The organism is Catenibacterium sp. (assembly GCF_052354645.1).
GTDB classification, from domain to species: domain Bacteria; phylum Bacillota_I; class Bacilli_A; order Erysipelotrichales; family Coprobacillaceae; genus Catenibacterium; species Catenibacterium mitsuoka_A.
In genome coordinates, this window is record NZ_DAWDDM010000095.1 from 1 (window position 1) to 7,011 (window position 7,011).

General features: G+C 34.7%; 8 protein-coding genes and 1 pseudogene. All 9 read left to right on the forward strand.

Translation table 11 applies throughout. The features are described from left to right. Nucleotides 1-127: 127 nt before the first annotated feature. On the forward strand, nt 128-949 hold the full coding sequence (locus ACT8VG_RS05595; protein ID WP_444195371.1) for an HAD family hydrolase: 822 nt from the start codon (nt 128-130) through the stop codon (nt 947-949). Further along, a complete protein-coding gene (locus ACT8VG_RS05600; protein ID WP_444195372.1) occupies nt 946-1,548 on the forward strand; it encodes a hypothetical protein in 603 nt (200 codons plus the stop codon). The genes ACT8VG_RS05595 and ACT8VG_RS05600 overlap by 4 nt, the downstream gene beginning before the upstream one ends. Before the next feature lie 128 nt (nt 1,549-1,676). After that, nucleotides 1,677-2,201 (forward strand): DUF177 domain-containing protein, encoded by a 525-nt coding sequence (locus tag ACT8VG_RS05605; RefSeq protein ID WP_187012287.1) that lies wholly within the window; start codon nt 1,677-1,679, stop codon nt 2,199-2,201. Nucleotides 2,202-2,215: 14 nt separating this feature from the next. Then, complete coding sequence (gene rpmF, locus ACT8VG_RS05610) at nt 2,216-2,392, forward strand: 50S ribosomal protein L32 (RefSeq protein WP_006504992.1); 177 nt, start codon at nt 2,216-2,218, stop codon at nt 2,390-2,392. A gap of 162 nt (nt 2,393-2,554) precedes the next feature. Next, nucleotides 2,555-3,010: a division/cell wall cluster transcriptional repressor MraZ gene (gene mraZ / locus ACT8VG_RS05615; RefSeq protein WP_419178502.1), complete on the forward strand. Its 456-nt coding sequence runs from the start codon at nt 2,555-2,557 to the stop codon at nt 3,008-3,010. 5 nt (nt 3,011-3,015) lie between these two features. Further along, on the forward strand, nt 3,016-3,954 hold the full coding sequence (gene rsmH, locus ACT8VG_RS05620) for a 16S rRNA (cytosine(1402)-N(4))-methyltransferase RsmH (protein ID WP_022424831.1): 939 nt from the start codon (nt 3,016-3,018) through the stop codon (nt 3,952-3,954). After that, entirely contained in the window at nt 3,954-4,244 is a 291-nt protein-coding gene (locus ACT8VG_RS05625) for a hypothetical protein (protein WP_192923993.1), read from the forward strand. Before rsmH ends, ACT8VG_RS05625 begins: the two co-directional genes overlap by 1 nt. Next, the gene (locus tag ACT8VG_RS05630) at nt 4,244-6,367 is read left to right on the forward strand and encodes a penicillin-binding protein (RefSeq protein WP_444195373.1); all 2,124 of its coding nucleotides are present in this window, start codon (nt 4,244-4,246) and stop codon (nt 6,365-6,367) included. The genes ACT8VG_RS05625 and ACT8VG_RS05630 overlap by 1 nt, the downstream gene beginning before the upstream one ends. Nucleotides 6,368-6,432: 65 nt before the next feature. Beyond that, a pseudogene (locus ACT8VG_RS05635) lies at nt 6,433-7,011 on the forward strand (phospho-N-acetylmuramoyl-pentapeptide-transferase); the annotation flags it as partial.

Here is a 7,011-nt window from a genome sequence, read left to right on the forward strand (position 1 = left end):
GATAGGTTCTTGTCAAAATAGTTTTGAAAAGTTGATCATAATTAGAAAATAATGTTTCTTTTTGGATTCTTATACTATAATACTTCAAAGAGATTACACTATAATCTATTGGTATAGGAGAAAACATATGGGGAAATATTTATTTTTTGATATAGATGGTACTTTATTAAGTGATGTGACACATACTGTGCCACAAAGTGCAACAGAGGCGATTAAGAAAGCAAAAGAAAATGGGCATCATTGTTTCTTTTGTACAGGAAGAAGTTATTTTATGACAAAGGAAATTTCTTTTACAGGAATAGAAGATGCAATTATTGCGAATGGCGCAGCGGTTGTTCGTGATGGTAAGCCGGAATTACAGAAAATCATTTCAAGTGATGTTGTAAAGAAAACACTTGAACTTATTGAAAAATTAGGTGGAGGCTATCAGATCATAGATTGGAAAAATGGCTATCAGAATCCTTATACACATGCTATGTTTGAAGAACAGTTCAAAAAGAAATTTGATGAACCTGTTGAAGAAGTGTTTAAGAAAAAGAGTATGAAGACGATGGCTGAAATAGAGAATAATCCAATTCTTAAGATTGATGCAACTTTTGATACAGTAGAAGCAGCTGAGAGATTCATGAAAGAATTAGACCCAAGCTTGACTTTTATACCAGCTGGAGGCTATACATCAACATTTGGCGCAAAGGCTGGAGAAATGATGAATAAAGGTGTATCTAAAGGGGCTGCTATTAAGGATTTTATGGAAGCTGTTGGTGAGCCAATAGAAAATGCCTATGCATTTGGAGATTCTACAAATGATATAGAAATGTTAGAAATGGCAGGTACTGCCGTTGCGATGGGCAATGGGGCTGATTTGGCAAAGGCTGTTGCAGATTATGTGACTGATACAGTGGATAATGATGGAATATATAATGCAATGGAGCATTACAAACTAATATGATCTATTATGGAAGAGAATGCCAGATTTATGGCAATCAAGATGCTGACGTTTATATCTTCTGTTTCTTTCATGATTGCACTTCAATTGTAGACTCATTAAAGGGAAATTATTGTCTTATTGCACCAGTTATTAAGGATTGGAATAGTGAACTTTCTCCATGGCCTGCTGACGGTTTTGGTGGAAAGGGTGAGGAACTTGAAAAGTGGATTCTTTCAACTATGAATTCTTCTCATCATTATATTATTGCGGGCTATTCACTTGGTGGTTTGTTTAGTTTGTGGATGTATGGAAGACATGAATCTTTTGTAGGATGTATAAGTGCATCTGGTTCTTTATGGTTTCCAGGCTGGATCAACTATCTTCATACTATTAATAGAAAAGCAGTAGTATACTTAAGTCTAGGTAGAAAAGAATCAAAAACAAAGAATAAGCTCATGTGTACGGTAGGACAAAATACAATAGAAACCTATCAATATCTAAGTAAGAATAACAGATGTATATATATAGAAGAGAATGGGGGTCATTTTACTGAACCAGATCAAAGAATGATCAGAGGTTTTAAATGGGTTTTTGAAAATTTATCTATCTTTTTTGAATAAACTATGTTAGAATACACACGGTCGCAAAGACATTTTAAAAAATATGCGATTAATGCCCATTAGAAAATGATTTTTTTGATTGACTTATAATCTCATTTTCATTATAATGGGTGATGCAGTTATAGAGGGTGATCAAGGTGAAATGGAATCGTAATTGGTTAGTCAAACAGAAAAATGGAAAATTTGATTTCGAAGAAACGATAACATTTCCTAAAGAAATGTTCTATAACTTATCTCGAATCAATGATTTGAAGGATGTGGAAGTTACAGGATCAGGCAACTTCAATAGTAGTGAAGAACGTCTATATGTAACATACCATGTTCAGGGAACAATGGTTGTTCCTTGCGCTATATCATTGGAAGATGTCGATTACCCATTTTCTATTGATACAGATGTTGTGTTTGCGTTTTATAAGCCTGAAGATGATGAGGATGTTGTAGAAGCAAGAAAGGATGTCGCTGATCTTACTTCTGTCATATTCCAGGAAATCATGATGGCTATTCCAATGAGAGTTGTGAAGGAAGGCGCAAAGATGAAAACAAGCGGCTCAGGCTGGAAAGTTATGGATGAAAGCGAAGTAGTCGCAAAAGAAGAGGATACAATCGATCCCCGTTTAGCAAAACTCAAAGATTATTTCAAGGATCAGGAATAAGGAGGTAGAACAAGATGGCAGTACCATTTAGAAGAGTATCAAGTACAAGAAGAGACAAGAGAAGAACTCATGACAAATTATCAGCTCCTGCAGTTGTTAAATGTCCAGAATGTGGTGAATTCAAATTAGCACATAGAGTTTGTGGTCATTGTGGTTATTATAATGGCGTTAAAGTTAAGGATGTAAAATAATTCCTTTAGAGAGATGAAAATCTCTCTTTTTTTATTTTTAAGAGGTTTTTTGGCGTTTTATGCTAGAAAACCTTTTTTTGCATTTAAAATCCATAAATTTCTTGTCTGAAAGTGCATTCTAAGTCTATAATAGTGGTAAGAATTGTATGAAAGTGGATAATTGTGGAAAGGAATGGTGAGCAAGGCATGTTCTTTGGTGAATATCAGCACAATCTAGATACTAAAGGCCGTTTGAGCATCCCTGCTAAATTCCGTGGTGAATGCGGAGACCATGTCTATATCATGAGAGGCCACGAAGGCTGTCTAGATGTTTATACAGAAGAAGGATGGCAGACTTATTATGCAGAATTGAAGAAGTTATCAAATAAGAAGAAAGAAGAGCGTGCTTATTTACGTATGGTAACTTCTCGTATGAGCTGCAGTGAATTTGATAAATTAGGTCGTATCAATATTCCCCAGGTATTACGTACACATGCTCATCTAGAAAAAGAGTGTACAATCGTTGGTGCTGGTGAACATATTGAAATATGGGATACTGCTAAATGGGATGCATTCTATGATGAATATGATGACCAGTTTGATGACTTATCAGAAAGAATATCAGAAAATGAGGAATGATAAATATGTTTGAACACTATAGTGTATTATTAGATGAAACAATCGATGCATTGAATATAAAAGAAGATGGTATTTATGTGGATTGTACTCTAGGAGGAGGGGGACATAGTTCTCGTATTCTAGAAAAATTGACAACAGGACATTTATATTGTTTTGATCAGGATACCAATGCGATTGAAGCTGCAAGAGAAAGATTGTCAAAGATTTCTGACAACTTTACTATTATTCATGCAAATTTCAAAGAGATTAAGGCAAGACTCTCAATGGAGGGTGTTTATAAGGTAGATGGTATTGTATTTGATTTAGGTGTATCTTCTCCTCAATTTGATAATGCGGAAAGAGGATTTAGCTATAATACAGATGCAAGACTAGATATGCGTATGAATCAAGAACAGCCTTTAAGTGCTTATGAAGTAGTGAATAATTATTCTTATCAGGATTTAGTGACTATTTTATATAAGTATGCGGATGAAAAGTTTGCGAAATCAATTGCAAGAATGATTGAAAAGGAAAGACAGGTTAAACCTATTGAAACAACCTTTGAACTTGTAGAAATAGTAAAGAAGGCTATTCCAGCTCGCGCAAGACGTACAGGTGGGCATCCTGCAAAACGTACTTTCCAGGCAATTCGTATTGAAGTGAATGATGAGTTAAATGTATTTGAACGTGCTTTAACAGATTCATTAGATTTACTTAATGTGGGTGGACGTGTGGCAGTCATCAGCTTCCACTCATTAGAAGATAAAATTACAAAGTATATGTTTAATGAAAAGACTGCAGTACCTGATTTACCAATGGGTATGCCAGTTATTCCGGAGGAATACCAGCCTCGTTTTAAGAAGGTAACAAGAAAGCCCATAGTGGCAGATGAAAAAGAATTATCAGAGAACAGACGTTCTCATTCAGCTAAATTAAGAGTGATAGAAAGGATACGTGATGAATAATGAAAAGAAGAAAATCAAGATTTTTAAAGTTTACAGAAATGCTGCTTGCGTTCTCTTTTGTGCTATTTTTGGTAGGTAGTATTTATTTGAATTCATATGAATCACAACTTAATGCGAAAATCAAAAAGACACAGGATGAAATATCTAATGTGCAGTCAGATATTGATGCTTTAGAAATGTCTAAACAGGAATTGGCTTCTTTCTCACGTATGAAGGATGTTGCCACTAAGAAAGGTTATGATTATCAGCCTAGTTCTGCAGCTGCTGCAGTGGTAGGAGCTGAAGAATAATGAACAAAAATAGAAATAGAAGCGGTCAGGTCGTTATGCTTGTATTTCTCTTTATGATGGTTATATTAGCAATCAATGTCTGTTACTTATGTACAACAGGTAAGACAATGATGAGTAACGTCAATATAAGAGATTTTGCAAAGAAACGTGGAGGTGGACAGGTCACTAAGGTTGTTCAGGCAGCACGTGGGACTATTTATACAAGTGATAACGAAATAGTTGCTTCTGATGTAAAGAAATATAAATTAAGGGCTATTCTTGCAAAAAGATTAGATGCGAAGAATAATCCTCAATATATTGTAAATAAAGATAAAACAGCTGAACAGTTAGCACCTATTCTAGGCGTATCTAAAGCAACAATTTTAGATCGCTTGAATCAGAATACATATCAGGTAGAATTTGGTAATTATGGCCGTAATTTATCTTCTATCACAAAAGAGAAGATTATGGCATTGAAGTTACCTGGTCTTGAATTTGATGAAATTACATCTCGTAATTATCGTTTTGGTGATTTTGCAAGCTATGAAGTAGGCTATGCAGCTGTAGCGGCAGAAACGGATCCTTATAATATTGTAGGTCAGATGGGTATTGAAAAGACTTATAATAATTGGCTAAAGGGTACAAATGGGCAGAGAGTTTATTTAGTAGACTCTAAGCGTAATACTCTTCCTAATGGGGTTATTTCTGATAAGAAGTCAGTAAGTGGAAATGATGTTTATTTAACAATCAATTCAACACTTCAGACAGAATTAGATTCATTAATGAAAGATATGCAGGAAAATACGAAGGCTACAAAAGCATGTGCTGTAGTTATGAATGTCAAAACAGGGGCTATTCTTGCTGTATCTAACTATCCTTCATTTGATCCTAATAAACGAGATTTAACTAATTATAACGATACATTCTTAAATGAAGCATTTGAATGTGGTTCGGTTTTTAAACCATTTGTCTATGCGAATGCATTAACAGATGGTGTATTAGATTTAGATAGCAAATATGAATCAGGTACATATGATTATGTATCTAATGGCCGTGTTATTGCGACAATTCATGACCACAATAAAACTGGATGGGGCCGTATTACTTATCGTGATGGGTTGTACCATTCTTCTAATACAGCTATTTGTCATATTCTTGCTGAACATACAAATATGTCTAGCTTAATTGAAGATTATAAGAATCTTGGATTATTCCAAACTAGTAAGGTAGATGGCTTATTCTCTGGTAGTGGTGTAAAGGGTTATGACGGTAAAACAAAGAGCTTAGAATATTTCACAACAGGATTTGGTCAAGGTTCTTCAGTTACTACACTACAGCTATTAAGAGGTTATTCAGCATTTGCGAATGATGGCCGTACAGTAGAACCTTATTTAGTAGAAAAGGTAGTTAATCCTACAAATGGTAAGACACTCTATAGTGCTAAAACTTCTTATTCTAAGAAAATCTATTCTACTGAAGCAGTGGCTCAGATGAGAACACTTTTATATGGTGTCGTTAATATTGATGGATCAACAGGTCGTGATTATAGAGATTCATCTGTAGAAATCATTGGTAAGACTGGTACTGGTCAGATTGCGGAAAATGGTGCTTATTCTGCTTCTAAGCATACACATTCCTTTGTCGGTATGGCACCTTATCGTGATCCTGAAGTAGAAGTTATAGTCTGGTTCCAGAATGAAAGCAGCGGTACTAACTATTCTGGAGAGGTAGTCAAGAGTATTACTAAATCAGCTTTAAATATCTTAAGCAAAGATACTGAAAAGGTAAATTCAACACCTTATGTATTAAATAACTATATGAACCAGAGTACATCATATGTTGAAAGTATCTTAAAGAAACATTCGCTTACACCAATACTCATTGGTGATGGTTCTACAGTAGTAGGACAATATCCATCAAGTACAACAGAAGTTACAATGGGTTCTAAAGTACTTTTATTAACAGATGGACAGAAATATACAATGCCTTCAATGCTTGGCTGGTCTCGTAAAGAGGCTGAAGCCTTTGCATCACTCACAGGTGTTGAAATTAAAATGAATGGTTTGGGCTCTATTTATGCTCAAAGTATTACAAAGGGAACTGAATTAAAACAAGGCACTGAGATTGAGCTTTATGCGAAATAAGTGACATTGTATTTACACCCATATTATGCTACACTTGTGGGGTAAAATAGAGGGAGGAAATTTTCATGTTTCTATTAATGATCAGTTTTATAGTGGCATTAGCACTTGTATTAGTGGCCATGCCTAAGGTTATACCTTACTTACATAAATTAAAGTTTGGACAGGTAGAAAGAGAAGAGGGACTTGCTTCTCATAAGAAAAAAGGCGGAACACCTACAATGGGTGGTGTCGTATTTATCATAGCTACTGTGATTGCAGCTTATATCTGCCATTATCAGAACTTTATGAATCCATATGTTAATCTATTAACATTTGCATTAGTCGGATTTGGGCTTATTGGATTTATTGATGACTACTTAATTGTTGTACAGCATAGTAATAAAGGGTTGAAGCCTAGTTATAAATATGCAATGCAGTCAGTTGTTGCGATTGCATTCTATTTCCTAGCTAAAGCATATTTACCTAACTTCTCAACTGAAATTATTATTCCTATTGCACATATTAGTGTTAATCTTAGTTGGTTCTATCCAGTCTTTGTTTATTTCATGTTTACTGCAGAATCTAATGCAGTGAATTTAACAGATGGATTAGATGGTCTTGCGACAGGAGTTATGATTATTACATTAACAACATTTATTGCATTT